The sequence below is a fragment of the Pedobacter foliorum genome (assembly GCF_013266735.1).
Classification (GTDB): Bacteria; Bacteroidota; Bacteroidia; order Sphingobacteriales; family Sphingobacteriaceae; genus Pedobacter; species Pedobacter foliorum.
On the sequence record NZ_JABSNU010000001.1, the window covers coordinates 39534 to 57537 of the forward strand.

The following is an 18004-nucleotide window of genomic DNA, read 5'->3' on the forward strand; positions in this document are numbered from 1 at the left end:
TAGGTAATTACTTCTTTGGTGCGATTTAATAATTAAATTTTTATACTTTAGGAGTAAATCATGATCATGAAATTCAAGCTGTTACTCTTTCTTTCTTTTTTCTTACTTATTCATTTGTGCTGTGTAAAAAAGAATTTAGTTCCGTTGAAGCCCTATAAGTTTTCCTCTAAATTCAATAAATCCACTCCTTTAAAGCAGGTGCTTGGAGTAAATGCCTTTGAATGGGATTTTCAGCATGGTAATAATCCAACTGTTGTAAATAATGAGCTGCTTGCTGGTATGAAATCTTTTACTGCAATTCGTCATTATATGGATTGGGAAAAGTTAGAGCATAAGGAAGGAAGCTACAGTTTTAATCCTACAATTAGTGGAGGCTGGAATTATGATGCCTTATATGAAACATGTAAATCTGAAGGAATTGATGTCTTGGCATGTCTTAAAACAATTCCAGCATGGTTGCAGGAAACATATCCTGTTGGAGAGCGTGATAATGAAAATGTTCCCGTACGCTACGGAAAAGATTTTTCAGACCCTCATTCATATATCGAGCAAGCTAAAGTGGGTTTTCAATTTGCTGCAAGATATGGTAGCAATGTAAATGTAGATACCAGCCTCTTGAGTGTTTACACAAAACCACGTTGGTATAACGATAAAATAAATGAAGTAAAAAAAGGGCTTAATCTTATAAAATATATTGAGTGTGATAATGAGCGTGATAAATGGTGGAAAGGGAAAAAAGCATATCAGAATGGTAGACAATATGCAGCAAATCTCTCTGCATTTTATGATGGGCATATGAATACGATGGGGCCGGGAGTGGGTGTTAAAAACGCAGACCCCAATATGAAGGTTGTTATGGCAGGTCTGGCTAAGCCCGATGCAAATTATGTGTTAGAAATGATTAAATGGTGTAAAGATAATCGTGGGTATAGGGCTGACGGCTCCGTTAATTTGTGCTGGGATGTAATTAATTATCATTTATATTCAGATGATGAAAATTCATCTCAAGGGAATAAAGCTACCCGTGGTTCTGCACCAGAGTTATCAGGAGCAGATTCAATTGCGCAAACATTTATGCAAGTCGCACATAAATACGCTAAAGATATGCCGGTATGGATGTCAGAAACAGGATATGATGTGAACCAGCAAAGTCCACTAAAAGCCATCCCCATTGGAAACAAAACGGCTCTTTTAACCCAGGCCGATTGGATATTGAGATCTGCTCTCTTGTATGTTAGAAATGGAATTTCTCGTGTATTCTTTTATCAAACCTATGATTATGATTTCGCTAACGGTGGGCGATTCAGCTCTTCAGGATTGCTAAATAAAGATCATACCAGAAAACCCGCTGCGGACTATCTCTATCAGGTGAATAAGCTGCTTGGAAATTATTCCTATTCTGGCACAATTAACTCTAACCCTTTAGTTGATAAGTATAGTTTTAATGGAAAACAGGCTTATGTATTAGTAAAACCTTCTGAAAATGGCAGCAGTATTAAGTACACACTAAATTTGAATACAATTAGTAATGCCCGTATCTACTATCCTACAGCAGGTCAGGACTCGATGAAAGTAGAAGATGTAAAGGTCACCAACGGGAAACTTCTGTTAAATGTTACGGAGACTCCAATGTTTGTACTACCTTATTAATCATTTATGTTAGCATGTGGCTTTGACGATAAAGTTTAGGTGTTTTTCCTGTAATCATTTTAAAGCTCTTGTGAAATGAGGAGAAATTGTGAAAGCCGGATTCAAAGCATATTTGCTTAATATCCATTTTATTTTCGAGGATTAACTTGCATGAATAACCGATTCTAATATCGACAAGGAATTTAGAAAATGTCTTTCCTGTGCGTGTTTTAAAGTAGCGACAAAAGGAATTTGGAACCAAATCAGCAACTGAAGCAATTTCCTCCAATTGAATTTTCTTTCTGAAGTTGTTTAATGCAAAGTTGTAAATGTTGTTCATGCGCTCATTTTCAGATTCTCTGTAATCGTATTTAAAACCTATAGAAGATAGCAGTGCAATTTGCGATAGATTTGATATTGCGGTTAAACACTCTAGCAGACCTATTATTTTAGCTATTCCATTGCTTTGATAGATTTTTTCGATGTAAGGGGCGATTTCTTTTGCATTCTGGTCCTTTATCAGGATACCTCTTTTCGCTTTTTCAAGAATATTTTTAATGGGCTTGGTTTCAGGAAGGTGTAAAAAACGTTCACCCATAAAGTTATCGTAAAAATGAATTACTGTTGAATATGGCTCATTTGAATTCGCATCATCAAAGTATGGAGGGTCGTATCGCCAGTAATGAGGAAGGTCACTTCCGACCAAAACAATGTCACCGGGCATAAATCTTTTGATATTGTCACCAACAAACTGAGTTCCTGATCCTTTATGAAAACAGATCAATTCAATTTCAGTATGGTAATGCCATCTGTTATTGATGTTGGGGATCATGTCTTTTCTGACACTGAAAGAGTGATCCGCACTATTGGGTATTTTCAGGTGCTGAGGTTTCATTTAAGCTATTATAGCTAAAATACTCATTAAAAAATCATATTAATAGTTATTATGTTAAAATAGCTTAATGAATGGATAAACACACAATCTTTTTTTTACTCAAAAGAAGCGTCCTTTATAATGTCAACTATATAGTCATTTGATGTTATCTGTAAAAAAGGAATTGAAAAATAAAGATCTAATGCCCCCGGTAATTTTTGGTACAAGTAGTTTAGGGAATTTGTATCAGGCAATAGACTATGAAATAAAGAGAGATATTGTGAATGAATGCATCGAGCATTCATTTGATAAGCCATTATTTGATACTGCAGGTAAATATGGAGCAGGAATGGCTTTGGAAACTCTGGGTAAATGTTTGTCGGATTTAAGTGTTCACCCAGATGATGTGATCATTTGTAATAAGCTAGGCTGGTATCAAACAGAACTACTTACTCAGGAACCGACTTTTGAGAAAGGAGTTTGGGTGAATCTGAAAAATGATGCAGTGCAGAAGATTAGTTATGATGGTATTTTAGAATGTTTCAATCAAGGCAATCGGTTATTAGGCATTTATTCTGCAAAAATGGTATCTGTTCATGATCCCGATGAATATTTGGCTACTGCATCGAATGAAATCGAAGAAAAACAAAAGTATCATGATATTCTTGAGGCCTACCGGGCGCTCGCTGATTTAAAAAAACAAAAGGCAATAACTTCAATTGGTATCGGTGCTAAGAATTGGAAGGTAATTCAGCGTATTGTCAATGATGTGGAACTTGATTGGGTAATGATTGCTAATAGTTTGACTGTAAAGTCGCATCCTGAAGACTTAATGGCTTTTATTGCTGATTTAAAGAAAAAGAATATTACTGTTATTAATTCTGCTGTATTTAATGGAGGTTTTTTAATTGGTAGTGATTTCTATAACTATCAGAAAGTAGATAGAAACAGTTCGGATGGTAAGGCGCTCTATGAATGGAGGGATAGTTTTTTTAAGTTATGTCATAAATTTAAAGTTAAGCCTGCCGAAGTGTGTTTCAATTTTGGATTCAATGTAGAAGGGGTAAGTAGTATTGCTTTGAATACAACTAAGCCAGAAAAAATAAAAGAAAATGTAATGATGGTAAATAAAGAAATCCCATTAGATTTCTGGAAAGCCATGAAAGAAGAGCAATTGATCGCAATACCTGTTATTAGATGAAAACATTAATTTGTAGTACTCCTGGGGAGTTTGAATATAAAGAGACTGAGCTTCCGGTTTTAAAAACAGGGCATACTTTACTCAAGATTAAAGCAATTGGAATTTGTGGTACGGATTACCATGCATATAAAGGTGTTCAGCCTTTCTTTATCTATCCCAGAATATTGGGACATGAAATTGCTGCTGAAATTGTAGAAACAACGCTAACAAGTGAATTTAGCGTAGGGGAAAAGGTTACAATTAGCCCATATTTTTATTGTGGAAATTGTATTGCATGCCGTAATGGAAAAACGAACTGCTGTGAAACAATGAAGGTTTGTGGTGTGCATATAGATGGTGCAATGAGTGAATACATTCTTGTTCCTGATTATTCATTAATAAACGGAGAAGGGCTGACTGAGGATGAATTGGTACTTGTAGAGCCACTGGCGATTGGTGCACATGGAATTAGTCGGGCAAATGTTCGTAAAGGTGAATATGTTTTGATTGTAGGTGCAGGTCCTATAGGTTTGGGGACTATGGATTTCGCTAGAATAGCAGGGGCAGAGGTTATTGCATTAGATACTAACACTCAAAGACTTGAGTTTTGCAGAGACAAATTAGGCGTAAAACATATTATAAATGCAGTTTCCGATGATGTTGTTGAGCAATTGAAATTGATAACCAATGGCGATATGCCTACAGTTGTAATAGATTGTACTGGTAATCTGAAAGCAATAAACAATGCATTTCAATACATGGCACATGGTGCTCGCTTTGTATTAATAGGTTTGCAAAAGCAGGAAATAAGCTTTAGCCATCCTGAATTTCATAAGAGAGAAGCAACGTTGATGAGTAGCCGAAATGCTTTGCCTGCTGATTTTAAGCATGTAATATCATGTATCAAAAATGGAAAGATAAAACCATTAGATTACATCACGCATAAATTAAATTTTCAGGAAGTAAAGGATAAATTTGATAGCCTTATTGACGCTGAAGATGGTTTAGTGAAGGCCGTTGTGGTTTTTGATTGATACTCAAAACAAAAAAAGCAGTACTGAAAGCTTCCCAGAGCTTTAGTACTGCTTTATCTTATATGATTGCTATTATTTTGACTTATGTTTTGGTTTGGAGATTTCTTTCTTAAGCTCCATTAACACATCAATATCCTTTTGTCTTATTTTTCCTTCTCTGTTAGGAGGAGTATTTAATATTAAGATATTGTTTTGGGCAGTTGCTATTTTATAATCCTGTACCAAATTCTCAATAGATTTATAAGTAGTGTCTTTGGTATTGTAAAACCATTTTGAGCTTACGCATATGGTAGACTCCCAGGGCATGTAATAGCTCTCATTGTCATGAGAAAATACTTTAGGATCTGGTGTTGCCGGAAGGCACGGATCGCCTAATCTAAAATCACTTGGGAAATATCTAATAGGATATCCCTCTTTTTGCTGATCAGGGAGTACTGCATGTTGGTCAGAATTTCCGGGTGCACCTATCGTCCAGTTAATTCCTACCTGGCATTGAGGTTCTTTTGATTTAATCGCTTTGTAAAGATCAGCTGCAGGCCATCTGGTATTTGGTTTCTCCCAGCCTCCATCAAACCAAAACTCTACAATTTTAGTTTTATTTTTTTGAGCGATGGCAATCAATTCATTGATTTGATTAACCATATACTCATTGTAAGCTTTATCTAATGTAGCATCTTGAACTTTACCATTTTCATGCCTGTCCCATAGAGAGTAATATAGGCCTAAGCCTATGTTGTATTTTTTGCATGCTTTAGCAACTGCATCTACAACGTTGGTTTTATTAGGCGAGCTGTTAACATCGTAAGTTGTGTACTTACTATCCCAAAGGCAGAAACCGTCATGGTGTTTGGTAATGAGAATTACATATTTCATTCCGGCATCTTTGGCGGTTTTAACCCATTGTTCTGCATCAATTGCCGAAGGATTATAGGAGCTTGGAGGCATAGTTCCATCTGTCCATTCTTCATCATGGAAAGTATTAATTCCAAAATGGATGAACATACCATATTTGCGATTTATTTGTTCTAACTGGTATTTTCCGGGTTTGGTAGAGGGGATAGGCGTTGTAATGCCTTGCTGGGCTACAGATAATTTTGCTAGCACAAGGAGCACTAAAAATAAGAGAGATTTTTTTTTCATTGTGTGGGTTGTGTTTTGGTTTGTTCTTATAATTTATTAAGCCTATTGTTCATTAGAAAACAATAGGCTTAATAAATTGAAGGTAAAGAAACAAATTGGGAAACCCGATCTTTGGATGTTACTTAAAATTGCGCAAACGTTTGTGTATAATGCTTTTAGTGCTTATTTGACCTAACTTCTACTTTGTTTGCATTAGGTCTTAAACTTTTCAGATAGACATAGATTGACTCAATATCCTTTGTGTTCATACCTGCATACATAGTCCAGGGCATTGGAGTATTTAATTCATTTTTACCCATATGCTGAGGTTTGTAAGTATTATCGGTATATAGCTTAAATCTCTGTACGAAAGCCTCTTTGGACCATGAACCAATTCCATTTTGCTTATGCATTGTAATATTTGGAGAGGTTAAAGTTCCTGATGGTTGTATAAACTCCATTCCACCTCCAAATTCTGAACCAGCAACAATATTTCCTTTTTCACGCTTACTATGGCAATCTACGCAACCAGCTGCGTTTGCAATATATGCGCCGTACTTCACGCTATCTTTTTCATTTGGAATTGTTTGGAAATTTGCTGGTTCTGGAAGTGTTTTGTTTATCAAATTAACAGGGAAGTTTAGTTTTGTTTCAGGAACCTGATTTTTTATAGGTTTAAGAGATCTTACATAAGCTATAATGCTATAGATATCTTCTTTGTCCATTTTTCCGAAACGGGAATAACCCATTAAAGAAAACAAAGCTTTACCGTCTTTGTTAACTCCAGTAGTTATTGCTCTTAGTATTTCGCCATCTGTCCAGTTTGCAAGTGAGTGAGGTGTAATATTTGCAGAATAGATTTGACCGGGCATACCCGTATTTTCGTCGAAAATTTCTCCACCCATACCCAGGGTTCCTGGTTTCATAGGACCAGAATAGAGACTCCAGTCTCTGGAGCTGTGACAATCCATACAGGCTGCTACATGGTTGGCAAGATATTCTCCTCTTTTTAATCTTTCAGGTGTTCTTTCAATATTTATTGATAATGGCTTGCCGGTATTTGGTAAAGCCAGATTTATATAGGTGCCTCCGGCAAGTGCAATAATTAATACAAAGAGAATAAGGAAACCTAATACTTTTAGTGTTTTTTTCATTTAGAACGTTTTAATATTTACTGATCAATTTCTTTTTACCTTTCATTTGGCTATTAATAGGTGTTGTAAAACTAAATAACTATGCAGGAGTAAAATGATTCCATAACACCAAATAAAGGCCTTTTGATAAAAGTCTAATTGACAATTGAGTTATTCATATTAAGTTTGGATAGAGAGTTAATTAAAAGTTAATTTTCTGTTTTTGTAGTCTTATGTTTATATTTTTTTCTTAAAGAAAACGTGTCCGATTAAGAAGTATGTTGATCTCATTTTTTCACGAATAATACACCTGATAATCCTATGTTAGTGTATTTGTTACACTATTAAATTTTAATTGTCTGTTTTATAGGTGTTTAAAACAAAGTATTAATTTTATTACAAAGTAATACATAAAAGTTATAACTTTATTGAAACCATGATAATGTTACATTCACGCTTGCTAAAACATGTTAGTGTGAGTTAACTTTATTAAGTACCAAACCAAAATAAACCAAATTAGAACCATGTGTAATTGTGTAAATTGTTACATGCCTATGGCATGCATAGGACTTTCGTGGTTAACCCTTATCACGAAAATATGAAGAGACTTTACTATTCTGTTATTTTCCTTTTAGCACTGTCGGCCTGTAAACAGCCTGCTAAAGAGATAGGAAATACTGTTGCTGAAAATCCACTGTTCAAATTACTGGATACAACGCAGACCAATATCTTTTTCGCAAATACTATAGTCGAGAATTTTGATCGAAATGTTTTCAATTATCCTGCTTTTTATAATGGTGCAGGTGTGTCTGTCGGAGATTTGAATAATGATGGGCTGGAAGATTTGTATTTTTCAGGTAACATGACCTCTAATAAGCTTTATTTAAATAAAGGCAATATGAAATTCGAGGATGTCACGGATGTAGCAGGGGTTTCAGGCAGAGCTGAGGGGTGGAAGAATGGTGTTAATATGGCCGATGTTAATGGTGATGGGCTTCTGGATATGTACGTATGTTATTCGGGTAGCTATCCAGGTGAAAATAGAAAAAATCAATTGTTCATTAATAAGGGTCTAGGTGATAAAGGGATACCTCAGTTTAAAGAAGAAGCTGAGATTTATGGACTAGCAGATTCATCATATAGCACTCAATCTTATTTCTTTGACTATGATAGAGATGGAGATCTGGATATGTTACTGGTAAATGAAAATATCAGAATGCTTACTGATCTTGATGATGTTACTATTCAAGAGCTTCAAAGAACTCCTGATAATATATCCGGAACTAAACTTTTTAGAAATGATGGCGGACATTTTAAAGATGTCACTTTGAAAGCTGGACTACATAGTTCTGTATTATCTTATGGATTAGGGGCGGGTATTGGAGATGTTAACGGAGATGGATGGCCTGATATATATGTTTCAAATGATTATGCCGTAAGAGATTATTTATATATAAATAATAGAGACGGAACATTTACAGATCAACTTAAGACATCTGTTCAGCATATTTCTATTTTTTCGATGGGCAATAATATAGTAGATATCAATAATGATGGATTGATGGATATCTATACTTTGGATATGCTCCCGGAAGAAAACCGCCGCCAAAAATTGCTTCAGGGCTTTGATAATTATGAATCCTTTAACCTTAATTTACGTAATGGTCTTTACTATCAGTTCATGCGCAATATGTTGCATGTAAATAATGGTAATGGTACTTTTAGCGAAATGGGGCAATTGGCCGGTATTTCTAATACCGATTGGAGCTGGGCGCCTTTATTTGCAGATTTTGACAATGATGGTTTGAAGGATCTTTTTGTAACCAACGGATACTTACATGATTTCACCAATATGGATGTTGTAAAGTATAATGCAAATTACTTTAACAGTATAAATGGTGAGGTAGAGCCTCGACATATTTTAGATATGTTAAGCAAGCTGCCTTCTTCTGATGTAAAGAACTATATCTATAAAAATAATGGAGACCTTACTTTTGCAAATAAAGGCTTTGATTGGGGAGTAAATATACCTTCTAACAGCAATGGGGCTGTCTATGCTGATCTCGATAATGATGGAGACCTGGATCTGATCGTTAATAATATCAATAGACCAGCATTTATTTATCAGAATCAAGGTGATTCAACAGCTCATTATCTTAAAATAAAACTAGCCGGATTAAAACAGAATACGGAAGGGATCGGCGCAAAAATCACTGTTTATTCAGGTGCTAAGCAGCAGACTTTAGAGCAAATGCCTTCTAAAGGCTATTTATCCAGTGTTTCTTCAATTTTACACTACGGTCTGGGTAAGACAACCACAATTGATTCGGTTTCTATTGTATGGCAAAGTGGTAAAAAACAGGTTTTAACTAAAGTTAAAAGCAACCAATTGCTAGCGTTAAATGAAAAGGATGCAGTATTAAATAATCAGAAACCAGTAGTTAAGCCTACATTTTTTAAAGAAGTGCAGTCACCTATAGATTTTGCTAAAAGTAAAAATGACATTAATGATTTCAAGCGCCAGCCTTTAATGACCAATCCACAGTCTTTTGCAGGACCTTGTATAACTAAAGGAGATGTAAATAAAGATGGATTAGAAGATGTTTATGTAGGCGGGAGTAAGAATGAGCCGGGTGCATTATACATTCAACAAAAAAACGGCAGGTTTATAAAAAATCAGAAGCCTTTTGAAGGTGATAAAGATAGTGAGGATGCAGACGCTGTATTTTTTGATGCCAATGGTGATGGGTTTATTGATTTATATGTCGTAAGTGGTGGCTATCATAGTTTTGCGGTTAATGATCCTTTATTGCAAGATCGCTTGTATATTAATGATGGCAAAGGAAATCTTTTAAAATCGGCCAACTCGCTACCGGAAATGCGCGAAAGTAAAAGCTGTGCACGTGTAGTTGACTTTAATGGAGATGGCCATCCTGATATTTTTGTTGGTGGCCGTGTTGTTCCAGGCAGATATCCCGAGGCGCCTAAGAGTTATCTTTTAATAAATGATGGTAAAGGTCATTTTGTAGATCAACTAAATCTTATTTCTCCGGAATTGAGTCAATTAGGGATGGTTACTGATGCCGCCTGGATTGATTTGAATGGTGATAAAAAACAAGATTTGGTTGTAGTGGGAGAGTGGATGCCTGTAAGTGCTTTCATTAATATGAATGGGAAATTGGTCAATAAGACCAAAGATTATTTTGATAAAGAGTATAGTGGTTGGTGGAGTAAACTACAGGTGGGTGATTTTAATGAGGATGGAAAACCAGATTTAATAGTCGGAAATCTCGGCTTAAATAGTCAATGTAAGGTTAGTGATGCGGAGCCAGCAGAAATGCATTATAAAGACTTTGATGATAATGGCGCTATAGATCCTATTCTTTGTTTCTACATTATGGGTAAAAGCTATCCATACATCACAAGAGATGAATTATTGGATCAGATGAGTATCATGCGGCCACGCTTTCCTGATTATAAAAGCTATGCAGACGCCACTCTGAAAGATGTTTTTACTGCTGATGAATTAAAAGGAGCTAAATATCTGAAAGCTAATTGTCTTAAGACCACCTATTTTCAAAGTGGTACAAACGGTCGTTTTCAAGAGAAAACATTACCATTAGAAGTTCAAATGTCTCCGGTCTATACCATAACAACAGTTGATTATGATGGAGATGGCCATAAGGATTTGGTATTGTGTGGCAATATGAATCAGGCCAGACTTCGTTTTGGAAAATATGATGCCAATTATGGCTTGTTATTAAAGGGGAATGGAAAAGGTGGATTTAATTATATCCCACAATACATATCCGGATTTAAGCTTCAAGGAGATGTTAGAGGTGCAATAGAGATTAACCACACACTAGTCTTCGGTATCAATCAAGTAGGAGCAAAAGCCTACCAGTTAAAACAACAATAGAATTACTGTTAATTAGTATGAGAAAACTACTATTCTTAAGTTTATGCATAGTGTGCTTCATTGGATGTAGCAAGCATGAAAAGTCACCTGAATTAAGTAACAAGGACATCGCGAAAGTTCTGGATGAAATGACAGCACTTATGATTCATGACGTAACAAATCCACCTTTAGCGGCTAGATTTTTTACCTATGCCAGCCTTTCCGGTTATGAGGTTGTAGTGCAGAATGATTCGAATTGCATTTCAATGAAAGGTGTATTGAATGATTATCCTGATATTGTTAAGCCATCTGTTCCAGGTCCGCATTCTTATCAACTGAGTGCCATTTTAGCGATGATCGCGACTGCAAAGAAAATGCAACCCTCAGGAAGTTTATTTGAAAAGTATGAACAAGTATTTTTAGATTCCTGCAAAAAAATAGGATTCTCTGATGATGTTATGGAGAATTCTAAACTGTATGGTCAGCAAATCAGTAAGCAGATACTGGCATATGCAAAAGCAGACAGATATAATAGAATCAGCAATTATCCACGTTATACTCCGTTAACAAAAGAAGGAAGTTGGTATCCTACGCCTCCGGGCTATTTTGCACCGGTAGAACCATATTTTAATACAATCCGTCCATTCGCTTTAGATTCTTGTTCTCAATTTAAGCCGGTACCTCCTGTTCCTTTTTCTAAGGATAAAAATTCAGCATTTTATAAATTAATGCTGGGTAACTATGTCGATGGCGGTGCGGGATTAACTCCTGAACGCAGGGCTATAGCTGCATTTTGGGATTGTAATCCTTTTGCATTAAAAAGTGATGGACATCTGTTAACCGGTATGAAAAAAATATCGCCGGGAGCTCATTGGATGGGTATAGCAGGAATCGCCTGCCAACAGTCAAAGTTTAATTTTTCTAAATCTATGGAAGTCTATACTATAGTAGCTGCAGGCTTAACAGATAGCTTTATCAGTTGCTGGGATGAAAAATTCAGAAGCAATAGAATACGTCCGGAAACAGCAATCAGAAGCTATATAGATCCTAAATGGAAACCATTATTACAGACCCCTCCATTTCCAGAGTATTTGAGTGGACATTCTTCTATCTCTGCAGCATCTTCGGTTATCTTAACTCACTATTTTGGTGATAATTATCATTATACTGATAATGTTGAGGAAGCATATGGTTTGCCTGCTAGAAAATTTACCTCATTTAAAGAAGCTGCAAAAGAAGGAGCTATTAGTAGGTATTGGGGAGGTATCCATTTTATGGATGCAATAGATAATGGTATGACCACTGGTAACGGTGTTGGAGAATGGATAGTTTCCAAATTGAAAGCAAAACAAGCAAAACAGTCTTAAAAAGAAACCAAATCAAATAAATTATATAATCTAAAAATCAATTATGAAGAAAATCTTTACCACGCTCACCATTCTGTTAATTTCCGCTAAAGTTTTTTCCCAGGGCTGCGTAGCAATCCGCAGTACTGGAGGCGTTTGCTCAATGACTGAGCATCCAGACAGCTCACTGACTTCTGATGGTGGAAGCTGGGTTTTTAATGCCAATACCCGTTATTTTAAATCAAACAAACACTTTAAAGGTGATGTCTATCAAAAAGAACGTATTGAACTAGGAACTGAGGTAATTAACCACCAGTTTGCTACTGATCTATCCTTAATAAGAATATTTAATAGCCGTTGGTCTATGATGGTAGATGTGCCTATTATATCAAATGCCAGATCATCATTGTATGAGCATGGAAGGAAAGAAAGACATAGCATGCATTCTTTTGGATTAGGTGACATTCGTGTTGCCGCTTATCGTTGGTTGTTTAATCCTGCTACAAGTCCAAAGGCAAATGTTCAGGTCGGATTAGGAATAAAATTCGCAACAGGAGATTACGACTACAAAGATTACTGGCAGAACGTAGGACCTGGTGGTGGACCAGAGTTACGTACTGTTGATCAGTCAATTCAATTAGGTGATGGAGGCACAGGTCTTACCCTTGAGCTTAATTCATTTGTTAATATAAAAAACAATCTAGGATTGTATGCCAATGCTTTTTACTTAAGCAATCCACGTCAAAATAATGGAGTTAGAACATACCGCGAATTGGTAAGTCCTAGTTTAGCCAATGAGGCAATAAGTAGTGTTCCAGATCAGTTTATGGCCAGAGTGGGCGCAAACTATGCCGTAGATAAATTGGTTATTTCTGCAGGTGGCCGTATTGAGGGTATTCCAATCCATGATGTTATAGGTGGTAGTGGAGATTTTCGTAGACCAGGATATGTAATATCTGTTGAGCCAAGTCTTACCTATCAGTTAAGTAAAATAAATATCTATGCTTCTGTACCGGCAGCTATATACAGAAAAAGAACACAAAGTGTTACAGATAGAGCTAGATCAACCAACACCACATTTGTAAATGGTGATGCTGCTTTTGCAGATTATTCAATAAATCTGGGTATTTCATTCAGACTTTAATAATTAAAACGATAAACAAAAAAAGTTCCAAAGATGCAATCGCAATTTGGAACTTTTTTCGTTTATCAGAATAGGAATCAATCTATTTACGGAATTCTATTTCATATATGTGTTCCCACATTTTACCGGTTATGTAAACTTTGTTTGTCTTGGCATCATAAGCAATGCCGTTCATTTCTACTCCATTAGGGTTGGTATGTTTTTCGTTGGTGTAAACACTGGTCAAATCCAATCTGCCTACAACTTTACCATTTGAAGGATCAATTTTAATTATTGAATTTGCGAGCCATATATTAGCATAAATATAGCCATCAATAAATTCCAGCTCATTTAGCATATCTAGTGACTCGCCATATTTAGTAACATTTAAGGTTTTAATAGGCTTTAAATCATTAGGGCTAAGATAGGTTAGCTGACTAGTCCCATCACTCATAATAAGATACTTGCCGTCATTAGTTAAGCCCCATCCCTCAAGGTTAGAGTAGGTAAACTCACGTAATTTTTTAAAGGTTTTAGCATCGTAAACAAAACCAACCTGGTTTTTATAAGTAAGCTGATATAAAAGATTGTTTAATATAGTGATACCTTCGCCAAAGTATTTGGTTTTATCCAACTCTACTAAAGTCTCCATTTTACCGGTTTTCAAATCCACTTTCACAATTAGTGATTTCGAATCTTTAAATTCTTCAGGTGAGCCGGTACTTTCAATCAGGTCTCCATTATGTACAATTAAACCCTCAGTAAATAATGTTTTGTCGTGAGGTAACACATTTTTTACTTTAAAATCAATGTTCTCAATCGTGTCATTTGAGGGGGAGTTAGTTTCATTTACTTTGGTATTGTTTTGACAGCTTTGAAGTAATACCAATAAAGCAAAAGGCAATAAATAGGTTTTTTTCATTCTTTAGACTAATATTTAGGTAATGGCTAGGAAATAATCAAGCGTAATTTTCATTTGAAGATAAAACTACTCAATAATACTTTACCACATTAACTCGCCGCCATATTTTTTTAGTCGTCTTTGCTAAATGGATTTATAATTGTAATTTGATGGAAACTAAACACAAATGAAATTGAAACAGAGCATTTTGATGCTTTGCTTTCTGCTTACTTCCTACGGCTGTAATATGTCTAAAAAGACAAGTCAGGGAACAGCGAAGGGGCTAACCGACCCAGAGCCAAAGCAGTTTGCAGAGCATATCCGTACGACCGAATTTCAGACACCTGAACAAGAACGAGCCGGATTTAAACTCCCTCCAGGATTTGAAATAACACTTTTTGCTTCTGAACCCGACATAGGCAAACCCATAAATATGGAGTTTGATGAAAAGGGGAGATTATGGGTAACACAATCTTCAGAGTACCCAATGGCAGCTGCTCCGAAAAAGGGGCATGATAAAATAACTATTATTGAAGATACCGATGGAGACGGTAAAGGAGATAAGTTTACTCCCTTTGCACAAGATTTGAATATACCAATAGGTATAATACCTTCAAAAAAAGGTGCTATTGCATTTAGTATTCCTAATGTTTACCAGTTTACTGATACAGATGGGGATGGAAGATCTGATGAAAAAAAGGTACTTCTTGGCGAGTTTGGCCACCAGGATACTCATGGAATGGTTAATAATTTTATTAGAGGTTTTGATGGATGGATATATGCTTGCCATGGTTTTACCAACACATCAACAATAGCTGGTACAGATGGTGATTCTATAACTATGGTTTCAGGTAATACATTCCGTTTTAAATCTGATGGAAGCAGGGTAGAACAAACCTCATACGGCCGTGTAAATCCTTTCGGCTATACATTTGATGAGTGGGGTTATCTTTATTCGGTAGACTGCCATTCTAAGCCTATTTACCAACTGATAAGAGGCGCCGAATATCCGCATTTTGGTAAAAAATCTCCAGCAATGGGATTTGCACCTGAAATGATGAGTTACGAATTGGGCTCTACGGCTCTTTCTGGCTTGGTTTATTACTTAGGGGAACAATTCCCGGAAGAATATAGGAACAGCTTTTTCTCAGGAGATGTAGTTACCTGCAGAATCAACAGAAATACAATGTCGTTTACGGGTTCGTCTCCAGAAGCCAAGCGGCAGGAGGATTTTCTGATCAGCGCCGATCCATGGTTTAGACCAGTCAACATTAAAACAGGACCTGATGGGGCATTATATATAGCGGATTTTTACAACCGTATAATAGGCCATTATGAAGTGCCTTTAGATCACCCTTTGCGCGATCGTCAAAGTGGAAGGATTTGGAAGATTACCTATAAAGGCGATAAAAAGCATAAGGATAATAAGCCTAGAGATTGGTCTAAGGCCAGCATTAATGAACTCATCAAGAATTTAAATCATCCTCAGCTTAATTTAAGGATGATGATTGCTAACCAAATTGTAGAGGGATATGGTGATAAGGCTGTTGATCCGTTAATCAGCAAGCTCAAATCATCAAAAACTGATTCTAAAACGTATGTGCAGGCTTTGTGGGTACTGTTCCGTTTAAAAGCTTTAAGTGCTGAAATGTTAGATAAAGCGCTTAATCATAAAGAGGCTGTGATTAGAGTACATGGCTTTAGGATACTTACAGAGCAAGCAGTTGTTTCATCAAAGCAACAGGATATTGCTCTAAAATCACTAAAAGACACCAGTATTCATGTACAGCGCATTGCAGCTGAAGTTTTGGGTAAATATCCAAAAATTGGAGTCGTGAAAGCTTTGGTCGCATTGCATACCGGGGCAGCTGAGCAGGATAGTCATTTAAAGTACACTGCTTTGCTAGCCATTAGAGAGAATCTGAAGAATGCTGAGGTTATGAAAAGTGTAAATGCTCAGAACTGGGATGAAGAGCAATTAAAAGTGTTGATCAAGGTGATAAGAGATGTTCCATCTAAAGAGGCCGCATTATTTGCAATGAAATATTTGCAAAATCATGATTTATCCAATGCGGAATTGCTTTCGAGTTTAGAATTTATAGGCCGTTATATGGACGTTACGAACTTAAAGCAACCGATAGATTTTATTCAGAAGAAGTTTTCGGGTAACCTTGATGTTCAGTATACGCTATTCAATACCATGCAACAAGGTTTACAGCAGAGAGGTGGAACATTGGTGGCTCCAATGAAGAATTGGGGAATTAGTTTAGCAGAACAGTCACTGAAAAATATCTCAGCAACTGGCAATATGTGGAGCAATAAACCTTTGGAACAAACAGGTGAGCCAATAAACCCTTGGGCTACCAGGGATGGTGCTATTGTTGCCGAAATCCCCGCTCTTAAAATGATTTGGAGCGAAATAAAATGGTATCCTCCAACCGGTATATTGGTTTCTCCGGATTTTGTTTTGCCATCATCATTAGAGTTGAGTGTATTTGATAATGATGTACACAATACCGAATCTAAAGTTGGGGTTTCAAAAAATACTGTTCGAATTCGTTTGGCTAAATCTAAAAAGATAGTGGCCGCTTATCGTGCGGTGTTTAAAACCAAAATGGAGAATAAAGATCTTATGAATGCTGTAAAATTTGACCTGAAGGCATATGAAGGGCAAAAGGCCTTTATTGAAGTTGTAGATAGCACTAAAACAGGATCAGTTGGTATTGGAGGTATAAAGCCTGCAGTTCTACAAATCCCTGATAAAGGGCCTGCGGAAAATGCATCTCGTTATACGCTTGCTGCCGAAATAGTTAATGCCTACAAAGTAAAGGATTTGGAACCTGAAATGAAGAAGTTGTTTACCGCTGACTGGGCTGATTACAAAACAAGGGCTGCTGCGGCAATGGCTTTAATGACGCTAAATCCTGCAAAGAACAAAGCATTGATTTCTGACGTGTTTTTAAGCCTGGACGAAAGCCAGCTTATGAAAGAAAAGATAGCTCAGGCAATAGCACAAGATGATTCTGAAGATAAATATGCTTTATTGCAGAAAGGATTTGAAGGAAGTCAACGCAATCTGCAAATCGTAATTGCAGGTTTGCTGGTTATTTCAGAAAAAGGAGTTGGTTATCTGTTAGAATCAGTTAAACAAGGCGATGTGAAGTTTGATCTACTATCTGAATTATCAGTAAAAGAACGATTGGCTGCAAATATAAGCGCTAAGCAGCAGAAGCAATTGGATCAAATGAGTTTAGGACAAGCATCAGAAAGCGAAACCAGAAAGGCATTAATTCTCGCAAGGTTAGCCGATTTTGATCCTGCTTCAGTTTCTGTTGAATCCGGCAAAGCAATGTTTACGCAAAACTGTAGCATGTGTCATCAGATTAAAGGAAATGGGGGTATGATCGGGCCTCAGCTTGATGGTATTGGTAACTGGGGACAAAAGGCATTAACTGAAAAGGTTTTAGATCCGAATCGTAATATTTCACAAGCATTTAGAACCTATAACATTGTGCTAAAAAATGGAAAGGTACTAACAGGTTTGTATCGTAGAGAGGAAGGTGAAGTATTGGTATTTGCTAATCCTGGTGGACAAGAATTTTCTGTTCCTAAGAATGAAATTAAGGAAAGAAAACCTTCTAAATATACACTGATGCCAGATCAGTTCAGTAAAACCATATCTAAGAAAGAATTTGATGCATTGCTTAAGTACTTGCTTAGCGTAAAAGAATAAAGGCCAAATATTAAATTATCCATCTTAAACATAT

General features: G+C 36.3%; 11 protein-coding genes. 7 read left to right on the plus strand and 4 right to left on the minus strand.

Translation table 11 applies throughout. The annotated features are described in order from the left end of the window. Positions 1–66 precede the first annotated feature (66 nt). Positions 67–1650 carry a hypothetical protein gene (locus tag HQN83_RS00165; RefSeq protein WP_173087383.1) on the plus strand — a complete coding sequence of 528 codons (1584 nt, stop codon included), beginning with the start codon at positions 67–69 and terminating at the stop codon, positions 1648–1650. A gap of 4 nt (positions 1651–1654) precedes the next feature. Here the strand turns inward: HQN83_RS00165 and HQN83_RS00170 are convergent, their stop codons facing one another. Next, a complete protein-coding gene (locus tag HQN83_RS00170; protein WP_173087385.1) occupies positions 1655–2524 on the minus strand; it encodes an AraC family transcriptional regulator in 870 nt (289 codons plus the stop codon). 142 nt (positions 2525–2666) lie between these two features. Here HQN83_RS00170 and HQN83_RS00175 point away from each other — a divergent pair, with 142 nt between their 5' ends. Together HQN83_RS00175 and HQN83_RS00180 are read left to right on the plus strand one after the other, a co-directional pair. Next, positions 2667–3704 carry an aldo/keto reductase gene (locus HQN83_RS00175; protein WP_173087387.1) on the plus strand — a complete coding sequence of 346 codons (1038 nt, stop codon included), beginning with the start codon at positions 2667–2669 and terminating at the stop codon, positions 3702–3704. Continuing rightward, positions 3701–4717 carry a zinc-binding alcohol dehydrogenase family protein gene (locus tag HQN83_RS00180; RefSeq protein ID WP_173087389.1) on the plus strand — a complete coding sequence of 339 codons (1017 nt, stop codon included), beginning with the start codon at positions 3701–3703 and terminating at the stop codon, positions 4715–4717. Before HQN83_RS00175 ends, HQN83_RS00180 begins: the two co-directional genes overlap by 4 nt. A gap of 72 nt (positions 4718–4789) precedes the next feature. Here HQN83_RS00180 and HQN83_RS00185 read toward each other — a convergent pair whose 3' ends face one another. Further along, the gene (locus HQN83_RS00185) at positions 4790–5857 is read right to left on the minus strand and encodes an alpha-L-fucosidase (RefSeq protein ID WP_173087391.1); all 1068 of its coding nucleotides are present in this window, start codon (positions 5855–5857) and stop codon (positions 4790–4792) included. A 155-nt stretch (positions 5858–6012) separates the two neighbouring features. Beyond that, the gene (locus tag HQN83_RS00190; protein WP_173087393.1) at positions 6013–6990 is read right to left on the minus strand and encodes a c-type cytochrome; all 978 of its coding nucleotides are present in this window, start codon (positions 6988–6990) and stop codon (positions 6013–6015) included. A 577-nt stretch (positions 6991–7567) separates the two neighbouring features. On the opposite strand from HQN83_RS00190, the gene HQN83_RS00195 reads away from it, so the two are divergent. The 3 genes from HQN83_RS00195 to HQN83_RS00205 are packed head-to-tail and all read left to right on the plus strand — an operon-like array spanning position 7568 to position 13357. Beyond that, positions 7568–10888 carry a VCBS repeat-containing protein gene (locus HQN83_RS00195; RefSeq protein ID WP_173087395.1) on the plus strand — a complete coding sequence of 1107 codons (3321 nt, stop codon included), beginning with the start codon at positions 7568–7570 and terminating at the stop codon, positions 10886–10888. Positions 10889–10905: 17 nt separating this feature from the next. Continuing rightward, positions 10906–12234, plus strand: a complete 1329-nt coding sequence (locus HQN83_RS00200; RefSeq protein WP_173087397.1) for a vanadium-dependent haloperoxidase — start codon at positions 10906–10908, stop codon at positions 12232–12234. Between the two features lie 43 nt (positions 12235–12277). After that, positions 12278–13357 (plus strand): hypothetical protein, encoded by a 1080-nt coding sequence (locus HQN83_RS00205; RefSeq protein ID WP_173087399.1) that lies wholly within the window; start codon positions 12278–12280, stop codon positions 13355–13357. An 82-nt stretch (positions 13358–13439) separates the two neighbouring features. On the opposite strand, the gene HQN83_RS00210 is transcribed toward HQN83_RS00205, so the two are convergent. Further along, positions 13440–14258 carry a glutaminyl-peptide cyclotransferase gene (locus tag HQN83_RS00210; protein ID WP_173087401.1) on the minus strand — a complete coding sequence of 273 codons (819 nt, stop codon included), beginning with the start codon at positions 14256–14258 and terminating at the stop codon, positions 13440–13442. 166 nt (positions 14259–14424) lie between these two features. Between HQN83_RS00210 and HQN83_RS00215 the strand changes: the two genes are divergently transcribed. Next, entirely contained in the window at positions 14425–17970 is a 3546-nt protein-coding gene (locus tag HQN83_RS00215; protein ID WP_173087403.1) for a PVC-type heme-binding CxxCH protein, read from the plus strand. Positions 17971–18004: the final 34 nt, after the last annotated feature.

Bases quoted from the DNA above. Each gene is read 5' to 3' on its own strand.
- HQN83_RS00215 (WP_173087403.1), top strand. From the start codon at position 14,425: ATGAAATTGAAACAGAGCATTTTGATGCTTTGCTTTCTGCTTACTTCC.
- HQN83_RS00170 (WP_173087385.1), bottom strand. From the start codon at position 2,524: ATGAAACCTCAGCACCTGAAAATACCCAATAGTGCGGATCACTCTTTC.
- HQN83_RS00195 (WP_173087395.1), top strand. From the start codon at position 7,568: ATGAAGAGACTTTACTATTCTGTTATTTTCCTTTTAGCACTGTCGGCC.
- HQN83_RS00165 (WP_173087383.1), top strand. From the start codon at position 67: ATGAAATTCAAGCTGTTACTCTTTCTTTCTTTTTTCTTACTTATTCAT.
- HQN83_RS00200 (WP_173087397.1), top strand. From the start codon at position 10,906: ATGAGAAAACTACTATTCTTAAGTTTATGCATAGTGTGCTTCATTGGA.
- HQN83_RS00190 (WP_173087393.1), bottom strand. From the start codon at position 6,990: ATGAAAAAAACACTAAAAGTATTAGGTTTCCTTATTCTCTTTGTATTA.
- HQN83_RS00185 (WP_173087391.1), bottom strand. From the start codon at position 5,857: ATGAAAAAAAAATCTCTCTTATTTTTAGTGCTCCTTGTGCTAGCAAAA.
- HQN83_RS00175 (WP_173087387.1), top strand. From the start codon at position 2,667: ATGTTATCTGTAAAAAAGGAATTGAAAAATAAAGATCTAATGCCCCCG.
- HQN83_RS00180 (WP_173087389.1), top strand. From the start codon at position 3,701: ATGAAAACATTAATTTGTAGTACTCCTGGGGAGTTTGAATATAAAGAG.
- HQN83_RS00205 (WP_173087399.1), top strand. From the start codon at position 12,278: ATGAAGAAAATCTTTACCACGCTCACCATTCTGTTAATTTCCGCTAAA.
- HQN83_RS00210 (WP_173087401.1), bottom strand. From the start codon at position 14,258: ATGAAAAAAACCTATTTATTGCCTTTTGCTTTATTGGTATTACTTCAA.